The organism is Alteromonas sp. 07-89-2 (assembly GCF_013113925.1).
GTDB lineage: Bacteria > Pseudomonadota > Gammaproteobacteria > Enterobacterales > Alteromonadaceae > Alteromonas > Alteromonas macleodii.
This window is the reverse complement of sequence record NZ_VTYM01000004.1, coordinates 20022-38239: the sequence shown is the minus strand read 5'-3', so window position 1 is coordinate 38239 and position 18218 is coordinate 20022. Positions and strand designations below refer to the sequence as shown.

Annotated in this window: 13 protein-coding genes; 5 read left to right on the top strand and 8 right to left on the bottom strand. The window is 44.1% G+C overall.

Annotation, left to right across the window (positions count from 1 at the left end; translation table 11 throughout):
• Positions 1 to 15 precede the first annotated feature (15 nt).
• The gene (locus F0261_RS04055) at positions 16 to 2526 is read right to left on the bottom strand and encodes a TonB-dependent receptor (protein ID WP_171337284.1); all 2511 of its coding nucleotides are present in this window, start codon (positions 2524 to 2526) and stop codon (positions 16 to 18) included.
• A 477-nt stretch (positions 2527 to 3003) separates the two neighbouring features.
• Between F0261_RS04055 and F0261_RS04050 the strand changes: the two genes are divergently transcribed.
• The 4 genes from F0261_RS04050 to F0261_RS04035 all read left to right on the top strand — a co-directional run bounded on the left by F0261_RS04050 (position 3004) and on the right by F0261_RS04035 (position 10514).
• On the top strand, positions 3004 to 5022 hold the full coding sequence (locus F0261_RS04050) for a bifunctional diguanylate cyclase/phosphodiesterase (RefSeq protein ID WP_171337283.1): 2019 nt from the start codon (positions 3004 to 3006) through the stop codon (positions 5020 to 5022).
• 5 nt (positions 5023 to 5027) lie between these two features.
• Positions 5028 to 5606: a thymidine kinase gene (locus tag F0261_RS04045; protein WP_014950261.1), complete on the top strand. Its 579-nt coding sequence runs from the start codon at positions 5028 to 5030 to the stop codon at positions 5604 to 5606.
• A 351-nt stretch (positions 5607 to 5957) separates the two neighbouring features.
• Positions 5958 to 8861 carry a TonB-dependent receptor gene (locus F0261_RS04040; protein ID WP_049587165.1) on the top strand — a complete coding sequence of 968 codons (2904 nt, stop codon included), beginning with the start codon at positions 5958 to 5960 and terminating at the stop codon, positions 8859 to 8861.
• A 150-nt stretch (positions 8862 to 9011) separates the two neighbouring features.
• Positions 9012 to 10514, top strand: a complete 1503-nt coding sequence (locus tag F0261_RS04035) for a tryptophan halogenase family protein (RefSeq protein ID WP_171337282.1) — start codon at positions 9012 to 9014, stop codon at positions 10512 to 10514.
• A 15-nt stretch (positions 10515 to 10529) separates the two neighbouring features.
• On the opposite strand, the gene F0261_RS04030 is transcribed toward F0261_RS04035, so the two are convergent.
• Positions 10530 to 11555: a LacI family DNA-binding transcriptional regulator gene (locus F0261_RS04030; protein ID WP_014950264.1), complete on the bottom strand. Its 1026-nt coding sequence runs from the start codon at positions 11553 to 11555 to the stop codon at positions 10530 to 10532.
• A gap of 185 nt (positions 11556 to 11740) precedes the next feature.
• On the bottom strand, positions 11741 to 12370 hold the full coding sequence (upp, locus tag F0261_RS04025; protein WP_014950265.1) for a uracil phosphoribosyltransferase: 630 nt from the start codon (positions 12368 to 12370) through the stop codon (positions 11741 to 11743).
• Positions 12371 to 12698: 328 nt separating this feature from the next.
• Between upp and F0261_RS04020 the strand changes: the two genes are divergently transcribed.
• Positions 12699 to 13982: a pectin acetylesterase-family hydrolase gene (locus tag F0261_RS04020; protein WP_014979902.1), complete on the top strand. Its 1284-nt coding sequence runs from the start codon at positions 12699 to 12701 to the stop codon at positions 13980 to 13982.
• A gap of 218 nt (positions 13983 to 14200) precedes the next feature.
• Here the strand turns inward: F0261_RS04020 and F0261_RS04015 are convergent, their stop codons facing one another.
• From F0261_RS04015 to F0261_RS03995, 5 genes are all read right to left on the bottom strand, one after another.
• A complete protein-coding gene (locus F0261_RS04015) occupies positions 14201 to 14422 on the bottom strand; it encodes an XRE family transcriptional regulator (protein WP_014950268.1) in 222 nt (73 codons plus the stop codon).
• Between the two features lie 383 nt (positions 14423 to 14805).
• On the bottom strand, positions 14806 to 15297 hold the full coding sequence (locus tag F0261_RS04010) for a WbuC family cupin fold metalloprotein (protein WP_171337281.1): 492 nt from the start codon (positions 15295 to 15297) through the stop codon (positions 14806 to 14808).
• Positions 15298 to 15376: 79 nt separating this feature from the next.
• Positions 15377 to 16378 carry a ribosome biogenesis GTPase YlqF gene (ylqF, locus tag F0261_RS04005; RefSeq protein WP_171337280.1) on the bottom strand — a complete coding sequence of 334 codons (1002 nt, stop codon included), beginning with the start codon at positions 16376 to 16378 and terminating at the stop codon, positions 15377 to 15379.
• Positions 16379 to 16416: 38 nt separating this feature from the next.
• On the bottom strand, positions 16417 to 17199 hold the full coding sequence (locus tag F0261_RS04000; RefSeq protein ID WP_171337279.1) for an RNA methyltransferase: 783 nt from the start codon (positions 17197 to 17199) through the stop codon (positions 16417 to 16419).
• A gap of 119 nt (positions 17200 to 17318) precedes the next feature.
• Positions 17319 to 18203, bottom strand: a complete 885-nt coding sequence (locus F0261_RS03995; protein ID WP_216600710.1) for a transglutaminase domain-containing protein — start codon at positions 18201 to 18203, stop codon at positions 17319 to 17321.
• Positions 18204 to 18218 lie beyond the last annotated feature (15 nt).

Sequence of the window (18218 nt, the reverse complement as noted above, 5' to 3'; positions counted from 1 at the left end):
CTAGATACTTGCTCGTTAGTCGAACATATATTTAAGCGACAGTACTGTAGTACGGCCGTTCAATGGACGTGCTCTGATGTAGCTACCAACTTCTGCTGAACCTTCTTCTGACTCAGTGATGATAAATTCATCAGTGGCGTTATTCACATTAAGCGACACAGAAAATTGGTCGTTCACCCAATAAGTGGCAAACAAGTTTACAAGGTTATAACCCTCTTGTTTAAGGTCGTTATTGTCCTGAACATAGTACTCTGTCGAGCCTTGTAGTGAGGCACCAACAGACCATGTATCTGTAACGTACTCAGGGGTAATAGTCCAAATCCAATCTGCTTGGCGGCGTGGAGTATTTCCTTCAAGTGCAGGGTTGTTTACGTCTTTACTGATTTCAGCGTCTGTCCACGTTAAGTTACCGGATAGCACGAAATTATCAGTTGCTGTCCAGCGGCCTTCAAGCTCTAAACCTGTTGCTTCATATTCGCGCATAAAGGTTAAACCACTGGTTACCTCTGCTTGCGTATCTTCAGTAACAGTATCAAACAAGGTTGCGTTAACCATGAGGTCTTTCGTACCGTACTTGTAACCTACCTCGAATTGCTTCGTTGTATCGTAACCCGATGTTGTGCTTGTTAAGCTGCCGTCTGTATTCAGTGTACCGCCAATCTGCAGTAAACGATCGGCAATAGCACGGCCACCTTTTGAGTAACGGGCAAAGAATGTCTGACTGTCGCTTAGTAGGTACGAACCACCGATTGAATAAGACGTATTATTCGCACTGTAGTCAACAATCTGAGAAGACGCACCGGCGCGATTTAAGTTGATAACACCACCGCTAATGAAGCCGCTGTTGATTGCTGAAGCATCTTCAATTTGCTCAATAGTTCCGTTACCGTTTAGGTCGAAGTCAGCATTTCCGCCGCAACATGAGCTGATGAGTTCACCTGAAGCTTCGGTCGTGTCATGACGTACCGATGCATCAACAAGAATGTTATCTGACAATTCAAAACCAACGTTCATGTACGGCGCTTTTGTTACATAGTTTAAGTCCCACTCCCACGAAAGGAAGCTTGGTGACAATAAACCGTTTGAAACAAGTTCCACGCCATCGCCATCTGTAATTGTTAGAAGCTGTGAATTGTCACCATCTAGGGTCTGAATAAATGTCTGCCAGCTTGACCAGCTTGTGGCGATGTCCTGGTTTGAGTAGTAATAACCTACTGTGAGGTCGATACCGTTATCAAATTCTTTACGCAAGCTGAAATCGTTGATCATGTTACCCAGATCGTTGATTCTTGTGTCGAACTGAAGGTTTGTAAATGCTTGTCCTGTGTACACTTCACCAGCGCCAGGTCCGTTCGCGAGCACAACACTTGTGCTGTCGCAATTCAGCGCGTTTCCGTCACCGTCAGTAGCGCCGGCACAAAGTGCAGAAGCGAAATTCGATACATCGCCAGGGCCCGCTGGAAATCCATCAGTAAATGGAGCAATAAAACCACCTGAGATATCTGAAATACGGAACTTGTTTAATAAGAACAAGTTTTCAGCCACTTCGAGGTCAACTTCAACGCCAAATGAGTTTACTTTTGATTCGATGCCATCGCGAACGTCGCGATTCTCTGGGTTACCATAGCTGTCAAAAGTAGAAATGTTTGTGTTGTAAGCTGAGTTTAATGCCTGTGAGCTAGCATCGTAACCAGGTACTGGGCCATATTCACCATCGCCTTTCACCAATACCGGAGAAGGAAGGTATGTTGATACTTTGTCATCAAGGTTTTTATAGAAGAAACGGATGTGACCGTTATCTAGCATCTTAGTGATATTGAACTTAACCTGACCGCCTTGGTCGCCATTGTATCCCGTTTCTCGCGGGCCCTCTCCACCACGGGCAAAGCCAGCAATGTGGTAGTAAAGGTCGTCGCTAATTTCACCGCCATAGCGAAAATCTAAACGAAACTCTTCGTAATCGACGCCAAATGACGTTCCAATGGCACCGCCACCTACTTCGCCCGTGTTACTGATCAAGTTAATAACACCGCCTGGCGAGTTACTTGCGAATGTTGACGCTGAACCACCGCGTACTGCTTCCACATTCGCTACTGACCAGTCGTAGCGTAAAAAGTTATCGGCATTGCCAAAGTTAATATCACCATATTCTAAAACAGGTAAACCGTCTTCATGGATTTGCAAGAATTTAGAACCACCCGTCGCAAGTGGAATACCGCGAATAGTAATATTTGCGTTACCGCCACCGCCTGAAGACTCGGCACGAATACCGGGTAACGCGCGAAATACCTCAGCGGTAGAACGAGGAGCTAGTTTAAGAATATCGTCTTCGTCGAATGCACTTACAGAAACACTAGCTTCTTGCATCGTTGCACCACCCGGTGCAGCGGTAACCACAATCTGTTCGAATTTTTCTTTCGACTTTGCGTCAGCATCAGCTGTTGATGATTCCTGCGCGATAACCGAGCCCGAAAAAGCGGCGCAAATCGCTAGGGTCAAAGCGTTGAGTGTGTGATTTTTGTTCATTTTTTCTCCGACAATGTGTTGAATTTGTTAAATCCAAGGTAGCCTCTGCCCCTTTAACGTAGGGAGGCGGTAGCACAATTTAAACTTAATCGATTAAGAATTTATAACAAAGGAACAACATTGTAAACATCCTGTGAAAAGTTTTTACTCTTGCGCAGCGCCTTATTCAACTTTTGTATACTAAAGTTTTAGCTATATTTAGCGGTTCACATCGCAGATAAGAAATTAAAAGCAATATCGATTAAGAACACTACACTTTCAGGTATTTAGAACGAACTGTGAAAAACATAGATAGACTAAAAGCGGGTTGCTTTAGTCGAATTTTAAAATGCCCCCGTCATATGTATTATATTTAGCCTATACTACAATCATTTAGTGCACTTAAGTTTGTACGCTTCCCGCTACTCTGTACGACTAAATTTGCTTTTGAAGTAATGCATTAAATTTGAATCACAATGTAATTAAGGCTTTATCCGTTTGAACACGTATCAAGAATCGATATCACAAACTGAAATAGAACGAGACACAACCGACATGCTAATTGGCAATAGCTTTGTCGGCTTCTTGATGACGATATTTGCCTTTTCTGGCCTGGTATTTTTCTTTGAAAGCGACTCCCCTTCAACATTTGCAAATAAACTACAGATTTGGGGAGTAATGGTGTGCGTCTCACTTCTGAGGCTAATTGATGCATTATATTGGCGCACTAATTTGGCAGGAAAAGCTTATAACCCGCGCCCTGCTTTGATTCGGTTTTCGACCGGTCTCTATGTTACGGGTTGTATTTGGGCGCTTTATTCAGTGCTTTTCTATTCATCCATGACAACTGTCGAACTAGCAGCGACTATGGTTGTACTCGCCGCTATGTCCGGAGGAGCTGGAACCGTCCTGTCTCCGAACATGAAACTCGTCGGATTCTACTCTACTGCTCTTCTTGTACCTATGTCGTTATGTGCGTTAATAGATGCTAGCGGGAAATTTTTTATTTTAGGTGTGCTTGGCTTGGTTTTCTGGTTTGGTATTTTCGCCAGTGCTTTTCGCTACCATCGCTTTTTCATCAGTACGTTACACCTTAAAGCTAAGAATAATAGTTTGATGGAACAGATGCGTATTGAACGTAGTGAAACAGTTAAAGTAAACAAACTACTCATAGCTTCAAACGAAAAGCTCGATGCATCTAACGCCAACCTTGAAGCGGAAGTGGAAAGAAGAACGGCGGATTTATATCGGTTGTCTAACAGAGATCCACTGACAAATTTGCTTAATCGCAATGGCTTTCTCAAGCATCTCAACAATTTGATAGACACTACACGTGCCCTTGATAACTCGCTCGCCCTTTTATTTATCGACTTAGACGGATTCAAGCAAGTTAACGACAGTTTAGGACATAAAGTCGGCGATATTGTCCTTGCCGAAATTGCCAACAGACTTCGTAACTATACGGAAGAAAATCACCTAGGAAGATGGGGAGGAGACGAATTCGTCGCCGTAATTCCTTATGCTAATGTTGATACCGCAAAGGCCGTAGCACACGCTATGCGCAGTGGCGTCACTATACCCATTATTGCGAACGACAATCAGGTAACGTTAGACGCCACTATCGGCATCGCTATGTTCCCCGTTCATGGCGACAGCGCTGTTGATTTAATTCAACAGGCCGACCTGACTATGTATGATCAAAAGCGTAAGCAAAGAGGCTCTATTGGCGTATTTAACGAAACGTTGCACAACGAAATAAAGCGAGAGCAGCGCCTTTGTGAACGCTTAAGATTAGCCATTGAAAATAGTGAGTTTACTGTTTTTTATCAACCTATCATTGACGTCACGACAAACTCCTTGTCGTCAGTAGAAGCGCTTTTACGGTGGAACTGCGACGGAGAAAATATCTCTCCTGCGGTATTTATCCCCCTTGCAGAGCGCAGCGGGCTAATGCCAGAAATAGGTGCGTGGGTATTAAATAGAGCGCTTATCGACCTTTCACATTGGCGGTTCAAACCCGGTCTCGCAATGTCGATAAATGTATCAGTCGCGCAACTGCTCGATGATAGCTTCTTTAAAGTTTTAGACAATGCCCTCAGCACAACTAAAATTTCACCAGAACGCCTCTACCTAGAAATAACTGAAAGCGTATTCGCTATTGATAAAGATCTAGTGACTAAACGAGTGAGCGAACTTGTAGCCCGTGATGTCAAAATATCAATTGATGACTTTGGTACAGGTTATTCATCTTTAAACCGTCTTCAATCTATGCCATTCAATTTTATTAAAATTGACCGCTCTTTTATACAGAATAGCTCTGAAGAGAGTGATACCATAATAAGAGCAACACTTTTAATGGCTAAAGAGTTTGGCTGTAAAACCATTGCAGAGGGCATCGAAACTGAGCAGCAAAGGCAACATTTGTCGCAGCTTGGAACCGACTATTTGCAAGGCTTTTACTTCGCTAGACCAATGAACGCCAACGACCTTATTTCTTGGTATAACGAAAACTACTAATAACCATGGCTCAACTTTATTTTTATTACTCTGCAATGAACGCAGGGAAGTCTACATCACTCCTCCAATCAGCTTATAACTACCGTGAACGCGGTATGCATTCAGTGATTTATACCGCAGCGCTTGATGATCGATACGGCGTTGGGAAAGTCACTTCTCGTATCGGCTTACAAGCAGATGCCAAGCTATACGCAAAAGGCGATGACTTGTTTGCCTCAATAAGCAAAGACTGCGAAGCGTTAAAGCCCGACTGCATTTTTATTGACGAAGCACAGTTCTTAACAAAGGCACAAGTAAAGCAGCTAGTGGACGTAGTTGATGAACTTGATGTGCCGGTACTAGCCTACGGCCTGCGTACCGACTTTTTAGGTGAAACCTTTGAAGGCAGTCATTATTTGCTGGCTTGGGCAGATAAACTATCTGAACTAAAAACCGTTTGCCATTGCGGTAAAAAAGCAAGTTTCGTGGTGCGTTTAGACGAAAATGGCAATGCTGTAAAAAATGGTGATCAAGTACAAATTGGCGGCAACGACACCTATGAATCAATGTGTCGCAAGCACTTTAAAGAACTGGTTTGGGACTAAATCCCAACGTCAAGTAACCTAACTAAAATAAGCGGTCTCTGAACCTCATATCTGTTGCGGGCTATAGCATTTATTGTCCGCTTCTCATTCTCTAAAAAATTTGCCACTCCCCCTTCAGCTCTTTGCCAGATTTCAATCGGCGTTATCCAAACTTTCTCGGTACTATCTAGAGGTAGCAAGAAAAAGCATTAAGCATTCTTGCTAGCCACAAATAGCCGATTATTACCTGTATTTGCAAACACCTTTCTTAAACAATTAAGAAAACACTTGCGTATGAGTAAAACAACTACTATTGTTAAAGCGTTGTAAATAATAAAACCTTTGTTTAACACACTCAGCAAGGTATGACTCATGAAGCACACCAGTACGTTTAAACCTGCGTTAATCGCTATTTCTATTACCGCCGCCCTTAACAGCGGTTCAGTAGTAGCACAAGACACACCAGACGACGAACAAGTAGAAATTATTCAAGTTTCGGGTATTCGAGGCTCTTTGATGCGCGCCCAAGCGGTGAAAATGGACAACGATTCCATTGTTGAGGCCATTTCCGCAGAAGACATTGGTAAGCTTCCAGACTCTTCAATCGCAGAATCACTTGCCCGCTTGCCAGGCCTATCAGGTGAGCGCGTAGGCGGACGAACGTCTGGTATTTCGGTACGTGGCTTCAAAGAAGACTTTACCGGCACCTCGCTGAACGGACGAGAGCTTATCGGTATTGGCGATAACCGTGGCGTAGAGTACGACTTATACCCTGCTGAAATCATGACAGGTGCCACAATTTACAAAACCTCTGACGCTTCGCTTATTGTCCAAGGTATTGGCGGTACAGTAGACTTGCAAACAGTACGTCCTCTAGCAGCCCAGGAAACCCTTACCGTCACTGGGGTCTACGAACTTGGTGGCAACGATTCAGATAATCCAGAGTTCGACAATAGCGGCAACCGTTTTGCTCTTTCCTTTGTAGAAAAGTTTGCAGATGACACGGTAGGTCTCGCACTTGCCATTGCATCAACGGAGTCCCCCAGAAACGAGAGAAAATACGGTGTTTGGGGATATGGTGAGAATGACGATGGTCAGGTGCTTCCGTTTGGTTTAGACACTCAGGCCATTAGCCGCGTGCTAGAACGCGACACGATTTCAGCCATTCTTCAATGGCGTCCCACCGATAGACTAGACATTGTTTTTGATGCGCTAGATATTGATTATTCCGACTCAGGTGTGATTCGCGGTTTCATCGAACCCTTCGCTGCGGCAAATGTAAGTGGTACAGGCATTAACAACTCGGGCACGCAAGTTAACGCGAATCCAGTACTGCGTACAGATCCCGCGCAAAAAGATGGCGAGCTTCAAACCTTCGGTTTAAATATCAAATACGACATAACCGATGAGTGGTCTCTTACTTTAGATGTGGCAGACAGTGAGTCGAACAAACGTGACTTGCGTGGTGAATCATACGCTGGTTTAGCGCGTTCTGGTGCGCTCGGCGAAGGGCAATTAGGTTCACGTCAATTCGAAATGAGCACTGATGGTATTTACTTTACCGGCAGTAGCGGCCTTGATGCATTCTCTGATCCCACCATGTTACAGCTTGCGGGTCCTCAAGTTTGGGGGGGCGGTATGGCTAACATTGCCGATCAGTTTACCACCGATGTTTTACAGGCAAATGGTCAACCTTACAGCTATTTCAACGCCCAAGACGGCTTCCTGAACTTTGCTGATTTTGAAGAAGAGTTGACCACAATACGTTTTGAGGCAGTTGGTTATGTAGATTGGGGAATCTTCAACACTTTTACGGCCGGCGTAAACTATAGCGACCGATACAAAGCAAAAGATAACAAAGGTTTCTTCGCAACCGCTTCATCTTATCCATTTTCTGAAGCGATCCCTGAGCAGTATCTGTACAACGGCTTAGCTGACTTAACCTGGGCTGGCATGGGTTACGTTGTAGCCTACGACGGCTTTGCCCCTTACAACGATGGTGAATATACGCTTAATGATGCAGGGCTTCTAGAGCCTGATCGTTTAGGTGATACCTACACCATTGATGAAGAAGTAACTACATTATACGCCCAGCTAGACTTTGAGACTGAAGTTCAAGGTTTCAATGTAAAAGGTAACGTGGGTGCACAATATGTACAAACGGACCAAAGCTCAACGGGTTTCATTGGTATTGTAGGCCCGAACTTTGCCGTGTGTGACGACGATGGCAACGAAGTGGTTGATGCGGACTGTATTATTACCGATGGCGATGATTACTCTCACTTCCTCCCTAGCCTGAACGTAAGTGTCGAACTTAATGAGAATCGCTATTTGCGTTTTGCGGCATCGAAAACCATTAGTCGAGCACGTATCGACCAAATGAAAGCATCGGGCTTTGTTAAGTTTGATCAAAATATTGAACTGATTGCCACAGAAAATTCTGAGGCAGCGGTGAGAGAGTTCGGGTCGCCTTGGTCTAAATTTACAGGTAACCCAACCCTTCGTCCGTTAGAAGCCAACAACTTTGACATTTCATTTGAAAACTACTTCGATGAAGAAGGTTATGTCTCAATTGCGCTTTTCTATAAAGATTTGGTTAATTGGACCCGCGACGGTAACCAGCTTATTGATTTCACGAACGACGTGACCAATGACGGTGCTAACTACTTCATCCCTGGATTCCATGACAGGATAGTGGACGTTGCGGGTAACTACGGCCCGCAAGACACGCCTTACGAAGTGGGCGATTTAGTAACTCCGCCAGACCAGGGCTTCTATTCATTCTTCGAAGATGGCCTAAAAGGTGAAATGAAAGGGGTTGAGCTAACGGCCAATGTTCCTTTGAGAATGCTCACTGACTCTCTGGATGGATTTGGTATTGCCGCTTCTGCGACAATCCTAGATGCGGAGCTTGAAGATGGAACAGCCATTCCAGGCCAATCAGACAATACGTACAGCATTACAGCGTACTATGAGATGAACGGCTTTGAGATTAGGGTTGCGGCAACCGATCGTTCTGAGTTCCTTACGTATCAGCGTGGAGGTTCAAACAAAATTGAGCCTGCAACTCGTAACGCCGTTACCCAAGTCGATGCTCAAATTAGCTACGATTTTGCAGATAGCGGAATTGAGTACTTGGAAGGGCTAAGAGTGTCGTTACAAGGCGTAAACCTGACTGATGAGAAAGAAGAAACCATTGATGATGCGGGCATTGTTACGCTCCGCCGCGAGTTTGGTCCTTCTTATATGCTAAACCTCAACTATTCGTTCTATTAAAAGGGACCATCCCTTTTGAACGCACGAAAATAATGGCACGCACCTTTAGATAGTGGATACGTGCCTTGCATTACTGCCATGTAAAGTGTGGCAGTAATGCGCAACTCTGATACTGTTTAATTTCACCCTTCTTTTATTGCAGAGCCTTTAATGACAACACCACACCGAATTGTTATTGCTGGAGGCGGCACAGCAGGTTGGATGGCTGCCAACCTTTTAGCTCACCGCTGGGCTAATCAAGCTGTGACCATCACACTCATAGAATCAGAAGACATTGGCACTATAGGCGTAGGCGAAGGCTCGACACCTACTCTCAAGCGTTTCTTTCAAACTCTTGATATTCCTGAGTATGATTGGATGGAAGAGTGCCAAGCAACGTATAAAGTTAATATCAAGTTCACGGGCTGGAATGGCAATGATTCACACAGCTATTCTCACCCCTTTATTAGCCAGTTAGATGTTTTTAGTGAACGGGCATTTCACGTTAACGCCTTAACCAGAAGACTGGGCCTCGATGTTGAAACTCGACCTGATAAGTTTCTTATGGCTGGGTATTTGGCAAAGAAAAACCTTGCCCCTCTTCCCTCACATAATTTTCCATTCGATATAGAATACGGCTACCACTTTGACTCTCTAAAACTTGGACGATTTTTACGCGAGCGCGCTAAATCAAAAGGCGTATATCACGTTGTTGGTAATATTGAATCGGTGCATACCTCACCATCTGGCGACATTTCACATCTCGTCTGTCAAGACGGACAAAAACTTGATGGAGACCTGTTCATAGATTGCACGGGTTTTTCGGGGCTCCTTTTACAAAAGACGCTAGGCGTACCGTTTAGGGACTTTAGTGACAACCTATTCAATGACTCGGCCGTTGTGTTGCCTACACCAGCATGCGCTAATTTACCGGTTGAAACTGAATCGGTTGCCATGTCGAACGGTTGGCGTTGGCAGATACCGCTTCGCAACCGCACGGGAAACGGGTATGTGTATAGCCAGGAGTACCAAGAGAAAGACGCTGCAGAATGTGAATTGCGACGCGCATTGGGGATGGAAAATACCGACGTTGAAGCAAAGCATTTATCTATGCGTGTAGGTCAATGTGAAAGGCACTGGGAGAAGAATTGTCTTGCACTAGGCTTGTCGCAAGGGTTTATTGAACCTTTAGAAGCAACCGCACTACACCTAGTTCAAACGAGCATCGAGCTTTTCGCGGACAACTATTCGTTCAACGAAACAAGTGCTCAACAGAGACAGGCGTTTAATCGGGAAGTTTCAGAGCGCTTTGAACGCGTCCGAGATTATATCGTGTGTCATTACAAGCTAAACGGGCGCAACGACAGTGACTATTGGAGAGACAACAGAGCTAACATGAAGCTGTCCGAATCACTGCTTAGTTTACTTGATGTGTGGTACAGAAAAGGGGATATTGTTGCGGAAATAAAGCGCCAAGGTATTGGTCGACATTTCAGCACTACGTCGTGGCACTGTTTGTTGTCTGGCTATGGTGTATACCCGCCACCGGCACTCAATCAGCCCGCTTCTTTGAAGGAAAGCGGCGATCTTTTTGAAGAAAAGAAACTTGCCGCATTTTTCAATCGCTGCTCGTTAAACTTTGATAAGCAATCTACCTTATTTAACGCGGGCTGAACCTCTTGGCTCAGCCTATACCGTCTCGCCGACTTGCAATTCAAAAGGCAGCGTACTCTTTGCTGTTACTTGATTAAGCAGTGCTTTTGTTGCTTCTACGCCTTTGCCACTGCTGGATTGGCAAACTGTAGTAAGACGCGGGCGCGCACGCTCGGCTTCCCCAATTCCATCAAACCCTGTAATTTTCAGCTCTTCCGGTACCTTAATATTCATATCCAAGGCTAAGTGAAGTAGCTCAAGGGCTATAATGTCACTCATACACAAAACCACATTAGGTCTTGGAGAGCTGGTCAGTACTTCTTTGGCAGCCTGTCTTGCAAAGTGTCTGTCACTTTCTGGAAGGTGCCAAATACGCTCATTGCTTACCGTGATGTTCTTTTCTTCAGCGGCCCTTAAATAACCATCTAGTCGACGGTGAGCAATTGAGCTGTCTACGTCAATCAACGGACTATCGTAAATACGACATGTAGAAGGCGAGTCAATCAGGCGAAGCCCAAAGATTGCCACATTGTCACCTTCATTTAACGCATGAGACGCAACGCGATAGGCCGCCTCTTCGTTATCAATATTAATAGATGGCTTGTCTTCGATATCAAAGTCAACGGTGACCACAGGTTTTGGCGACACTGCCAACTCCGCTACCAAGTTGCTGTTGCGCGGTTGTCCGTAACAGATAAAACCATCAACAAAATCTACAACATCAAGAATGCTGTCAGAGTCGCCCGCGTACAGTAACAAATGCTTGCCATTTTCTTGAAGCGCAGAAGAAACACCTTTAATAAAAGTACTCGCGACGGGGTCACTCACCATATATGAAATGCTGTCGGCTAATACTAAAGCCACAATATTTGATGTGCCCTTTCTGAGGATCTGTGCTGCTTTATTGGGGCCGCTGTAACCAATCTTTTTGCACTGCGCTAAAATCTCTTCGCGCTTCGCTTTTGATAATTGGTCTGGGCGGTTAAATGCATTTGAAATGGTTGCCGTTGAAACGCCCAACTGTTCAGCAACGTCTTTTAGGGTAAGTTTTGTTTTATTCATTATTTTTAGCTCTTTTCACGAAACTAACTACCCAGATTTAAAAACAAAAAAGGGTAGCAAGCGTGCGCTCTGACTACCCTCTGACTATATCATTAACTTAAACGTTTAACGCGTGAAATTTAGCGCTAATTCGATGAGTTGTGTAACAAATTGCTCAATGACTTAATTTTTAGAGATTTTCGCTCTTAGCGCGTGCCAAAGATTTTGTCTCCAGCATCTCCTAATCCCGGTAGGATATAGCCTTTCTCATTCAATCTATCATCGATTGCGGCGGTAAAGATATCAACATCAGGGTGTGCTTCAACAACGGCTTTAATGCCTTCAGGCGCAGCAACAAGAAATAGTCCCATTATTCTTCGACAGCCTTTCTTTTTCAGAAGATCGATTGTTGCAATCAACGTACCACCTGTTGCCAGCATTGGGTCAACAATCAGTGCGGTACGTTCATCTATGTTTTTTACTACCTTGTCAAAATAGGCAACTGGCTGAAGTGTATCTTCATCACGGTACAGACCAACTACACTAATCTTCGCATTTGGAATAAGTTCCAGTACGCCTTCAAGCATACCTAAGCCAGCACGAAGAATAGGGACAACAGTAATTTTCTTACCTTTAATTTGTCTTACTTCTACCTCATCCCCCGACCAGCTTTTAATCGTCGCTCTTTCCGTAGGCAGTGTTCGCGTTGCTTCATAAGTCAGAAGGTTCCCTACTTCAGAGGCAAGCTCGCGAAAGTCTTTGCTGCTAATTTTAGCGTATCGCATAAGCCCTAGTTTGTGCGCAATAAGCGGGTGGGTAATTTCGTGAACGGCCATGTAAGACTCCTTGTAATCGATTTAGCTATATTTTAACCCAGAAGTATTTTAGTTAAAGCGATTAGTCGTAAAAATATGTTTATTCAATGCTTTAAAACGCCACATCAACGCTAGACAGAGTGGATAAATGCTATAACCTAGTGCGTAGGCTATAGCCACAGTTCGTGGCGCAATTCACGATCATGAATGTATAGCGCTCGCTATGAATTGTCGTAGTTACGCGCTAATGAGATCGATTGAGAAAGTTTCAGGAAGTTCAATTTTCTCATAACAGCCGAATCAAACTTACTATTCAAACCATGTTTATCTATGTCAAAAGGAATTGTTTATGCATTCTTACGCTAAACGTTTTCGCTATTTTGCTGTAATGGCACTGAGTTTCTGTGCCCATAATGCCTTTGCACAATGGGAGCAAATCACTCCTGAAAATGAGGTGGTGGTATCAGTACCTGGCGGCGGTGAAAAAACCGTTTACCCATCATGTTCTCTTCCTGCTTTACCGGGACCAGAGGGGTTAGCATCCAACCCATTCTCGTTTTATTTCGAACAAGGAGAAAGTGATAACCTACTTATCTACTTCAATGGTGGCGGCGCCTGCTGGGACAGTGCCACTTGCTTAGCGTCAATGCAGCTTGAGTTTGACGACAACCCGATGTCGCGAGCCGCTTATAACCCATCAGCCGTAATCGAAAATACGCCATTTATTTCAGGCGGAATATTTGAAGATACACAAGAAAACCCTTTTCAAACGTGGTCAAAAGTTTTCATTCCCTACTGTACTGGCGACCTACACTTAGGCTCAAAAGACACGCAGTACGTTGACGAGCTTGGTATCGTTACAGGTCTACCTGGTGCCGAAGTTACTTTAAAGCACCGTGGTCACGACAACGCGCTAGTTGTTATGCAGTGGATTAAAGAAAAACTGAACAACGATGACTTTTCACCCAACAAAGTGCTACTCAGTGGAAGCAGTGCGGGCGGTTATGGTGCAACGTTCAACTTCCCCTACTTCCAATCACTGTTTGGTCGCACAAAGGTTGCCCTCTTCGCAGATGCGTCGCTTGGTGTTATATCCCGAGGCTTTACGCAAACAGTACTAAACTATCAAGGGCCTTGGGGGATAGAAGATACACTACCACGTAATTTCCAATCACTGATTGGCAATTTTAACCATCTAACGCTCAATAAGCAGGTGATGTTGCGATTAGCTTATCAGTACCCTTGGAACCGTTTTGCGCAATATTCAACAGGAACCGACATTGTTCAAATTCAGTTTTCTAAAATCTCTGATCAGGTCTCTAGAGGTAATTTAGACCCAACGACATGGGGTGTAACAGAATCTGATTTAGGCTACATACTTGGCTGGCAGCTTCAGGCTAATGCGTCACTTCATGCGCTGTCAGCTTTCACATGGAATTATCAATTTTACCTTGGTGAAGGCACCTGTCACATGGTGCTTAACGATTTTTGTGAAGATAATGCCTTCCCAGTATCCTCACCTAGCCCATTTTATAATGAGCAGAGTGCGCGGGGTATTTCCTTTAACGAATGGCTACACACGTTTGCTACGTCACGCCGCTTTAGAGAAAATAGCGCGGCATACTATCACTAGGATACGTAGTGCCAACTTGTATTAAAAAGTAATCAATAACATGGCAAGTCCAACCCAGAAGTGGTTGGATTAGCCATATTTATACCTTCGGTAACACGCCGCGATTACGAACATTTTAAGTCTCACTGAATGGGTAATTATCTATGAGGACTGGTATTACAACTAGGATTTGTCGTTCCTTGCTGTGCATTTATGCAGCAACAAATTAACACGCCCTACTACCCTACTTGTAAAGTAGCGCCATCAGGCATAGTTACTTCAATTTTCATGTTCCCGCCAACCGCAGCTAAATATGCAGCTGCACGTTGAAGTGAAACGTCCTGAATACGTTTTGATTCCAACTTACTTACACCAGAAGCTGTGACCGATAACGCCATTGCTACGACTTCCTGTTTAACTCTGTGCTGCTTTCTGATGTCACCTAGTGTGATTTCTTTCATTGTCTTTTACCGAGAATTACGGGCATTAAAAAAGCCCAGATGGTGATACCTTCTGGGCTTTTGCAAAACGTTCTACCTGCAGTGCCCAGAAGCCAATACTTGCCCCTGAACACCGACGGTCAGGTGCAATCAGTAATTAAAATTATAAAAATAACCAGTTGAAACGTTTTGCATGATAATTCTCTTTTCACAATGTGCTTGTACAATCGGCCCTTTGCCGCGACTAAGCTAAATGTATTGGCCTCGGTGCTTTTAAAATATATAGCAGCGGCCTTCTGTTACTTATCCTTAACCATACCATGTAGATAAGCAATAGCAATGACTTTCCAAAAAGGAAAGCGTCTAAAGCATGCTATGAGTGCGTAATTAGACAAGAAATGCCTTTAAAAGGCTACGCTATCACCCACCGCCGCTTTCTTAAGTGATGCTAGAAAATTGGGAACCTGGTCGTTTCCTTCTTCAGGAGACCAGCTTGCAAAGCCTTTATCATCGGTGACTTCGTATGGACCCTGTTTAACTTCCATGAAAACTACTGGGCTATGACACACCGTTGCGTGCCAGGTATTAGGAGGAATCTCAATTCCGCTGGTCTCTCCATGAGCCGTTAACGTTACTCTGTTTTCAACGTCGCCATCGTCGCTGAAAAATAGAATGTCTAACTCGCCCTCTACCACCATGAAGAACTCCCACTTATGAGGCTGTACATGTCGATGAGGCCGCACGTAGGAGTCAGGCATCATTGCAATAAACAAACGCTGTACCATGTCGGAATAAGATTTATGTACGTTCAAATTAGCCCGTCGGCGAGGACTTTCCTCAGCCGACTGTTTAAGCGTTTCAAACAACGCTTTATCAAAATACTGAATATTGTCCAACGTCGTTTCCTGATTAATGCTTAGGTATTTTATTAAACCCTATCGCTTCTTCCTTCGAGTGCGCAAGCATCAAAAGTAATCATTTATTTTTCTTCATTCTACGGCTTTGCTCTTGGCGCTTCTCTTCTCGTTTTTCTTTCCGATCTTTCTTATCAGGCGTTAACGAGCCTGTTTTGAATTTTGCTTTACGCTTGGCTTTTGCTTCAGCTTTCTTCGCCGCCTCAAGTGCCATTTCTTCTTTTTCGACCGCCAGCATTTCTGGAGTCTCAAGCGTTATTCGCCCCAACTTACCCGACTGCAGTTCTTTAAGCAGGATCTCGCATATTTTATGAAGATTTACGCGACCACCCGCTTGAATTGCTCCACGCGTTTTGGCGGCGGCTTCCAGAAACTCTATTTCAGTATCTGGCAACTCGTCCAGCTTATAGCGCTCCTTCATTACCTCTGGATACGCTTTAATAAGGTAATCTGCCGCAAAAAAACCGACATCGTCGTATTCCATGGCGGTGTTTTTAACAGCACCTGATGAAGCTAACCGGTAAATAGAATGTGGGTTTTCAAGCTTAGGCCACAGTACTCCCGGTGTATCAAACAAGATAATACCGCTACCTAAATTTATGCGCTGCTGGCTTTTCGTTACAGCTGGCTCGTTGCCTGTTTTAGCAATGATTCGGTCGGCTAAAATATTAATTAGCGTCGATTTACCCACGTTAGGTATACCCGTGATCATAGCTTTAATTGCTTTAGGCTGACCTTCTTTATACGAACAAATGCTTTTCACCAGCTGCATAATTTGCTTGCTGTTGCCCGGGTTATCGCTAGAGGTCGTTATCGTCTTCACGCCGCGCTCTTTCTCTAAGCTCTCCTGCCAGCGCGCAGTAATTTCTGGGTCTGCCAAATCATACTTATTAAGAATTTTAATACAGGGCTTATCGCCGCGTATTTTTGCAATTTCAGGGTTTTCACTTGAATACGGAATACGTGCGTCAAGCACCTCAATAAGAATGTCTACTTGATTAAGCGACTCTTTAATTTCTTTCAGGGCCTTGTGCATATGCCCTGGGAACCATTGTAATGCCATGGTTGTTTCCTATCGTAATCGAGTTGAGGGGAGTGTGCTTAACGGGTTAATTCATAAGCGCAGATATTCACAGCGCTGGCTAAGTTTAACGAGTCAATATTACCACTTCCCGCAATGGTATACGCCGTTGCGTTTAGCTTTGATAGTGCGTCAACAGGCACGCCACGGGCTTCGTTACCAAACAGATAACACTGATAATCACCAAAGGTGTTAGAGGTGATATTACTACCATTCATATCCAAGAAAGCGAAACGTTCGAACCGCTCGCCTAGGCTTTCAAGCGCTACGTTTAATTCCATGTTCACATGGAAAATAGCCCCCATACTTGAGCGTACAACTTTCGAGTTATACGGGTCCACACTGTTAGGGCTCAGTAATAGCGTAAAATCGCCAAACCACGCTAGCGTTCTTAGTATGGTGCCTAAGTTGCCGGGGTCTTGAACTTCATACAAATAAATGTACTTTTCGGCACTGGATTTGGTTGCTGAAATGTTGGTTTGTGACCGCTCTGAACATAACGAAGTGTTAGGAAGTGGAACGCGAGCAATTATACCTTGAGGTGACTTAGTATCGCTGAGTTGCTGCATTTGTTGAGACGATACCGATTCTACCTTTATATTAGAGACTGAAGAATCAAGTCTTTCTTTCACCCACGCCTCATAATTAGCAGTCACATAAAGGGTGATATCACCTAATGTACTGCTGTCATGCTGAGCAACATTAATTAACTCTAAAACTAAGTGCTCTCCTTCCACCAAATAGAATCCGAACTGCGTTCTAAATTTCTTTTGATGAAGCTTTTTCACGTCACTTAGTTTCATTTGCACTGCCCTTTTTATAACTTTCGGCGCAAGTGTAAGGTATGAAACCCAAAACACAAAGCAACAAGTCTTAATAGGTGAGTAAAAAAGGCGTTGTTAAATTCCGATAACAGAAGGTGTTATCTATCTTTCTCAGAAACAACGGTAATACTCTCTGGGGCATTTAATACCGCTTTCGATAGACCCAGAGCATAACCAGGCCCCTCGTTATTTAAGATATGTGAGGGTAAATAATACTTTTTGAGAGGTTCAGCACCGTACATTGCTGCGTCTATTCGCCGCCAATACCCATCAAGCCAAAATTCATTCCATGCATGACCAATCGCTTCTACACTACTGTCATCTTCAACTATTATCGTACCAATAACTACTCTGGCAGGGATAGCAAGTGCTCGTGCTAATGCGGCAGAAAGTACCGCGTACTCTGTGCAATCTCCGCTTCTAGATTTCGCAACAGTCGATGCAAAAGAGAAGCTGTGAATATAAGAAGGCTCAGTAATATAGTTTGCAATGAATGCTTCAATCTTCGCGCCTACCTCAGCAGGATTGCTTTCCACCTTCGATTCTTCATGGCTAGTACTACTGCCTACTTTCTTTGTGATTACACCCTTGCCATGTTCAGCTAAAAACGCTGAGACTACCTCTTTCACCGATGCTTCTTCGTAGTCGATTACGAATGTATTAGCAAGATATTGAGGGTGTGGGGATTGGGCATCTACCACCGCCATCACATTCTCACTTATCGAAAGCCTTAATACACCATTGCGGTGACCCACTATTTCTATTCCACTCCACTGGCCTAAAACCGAGCTAACCATGTCGGGATCGTAGACGCTCACATCGAGCAATATCTCCTTACCAAGGGGCAATGACACATTGTCGCTTAACGTTAGGGGAATTACTGCGAACTTAGGCGAGCTTTGCGCATAAACAGTGTTGTAAGCGAAAAGGCTAAGCAATAATGTGATAATAGCGACTTTTTTTCTGACTATTGTATGTTTCATAAGTTATCGAAAGCC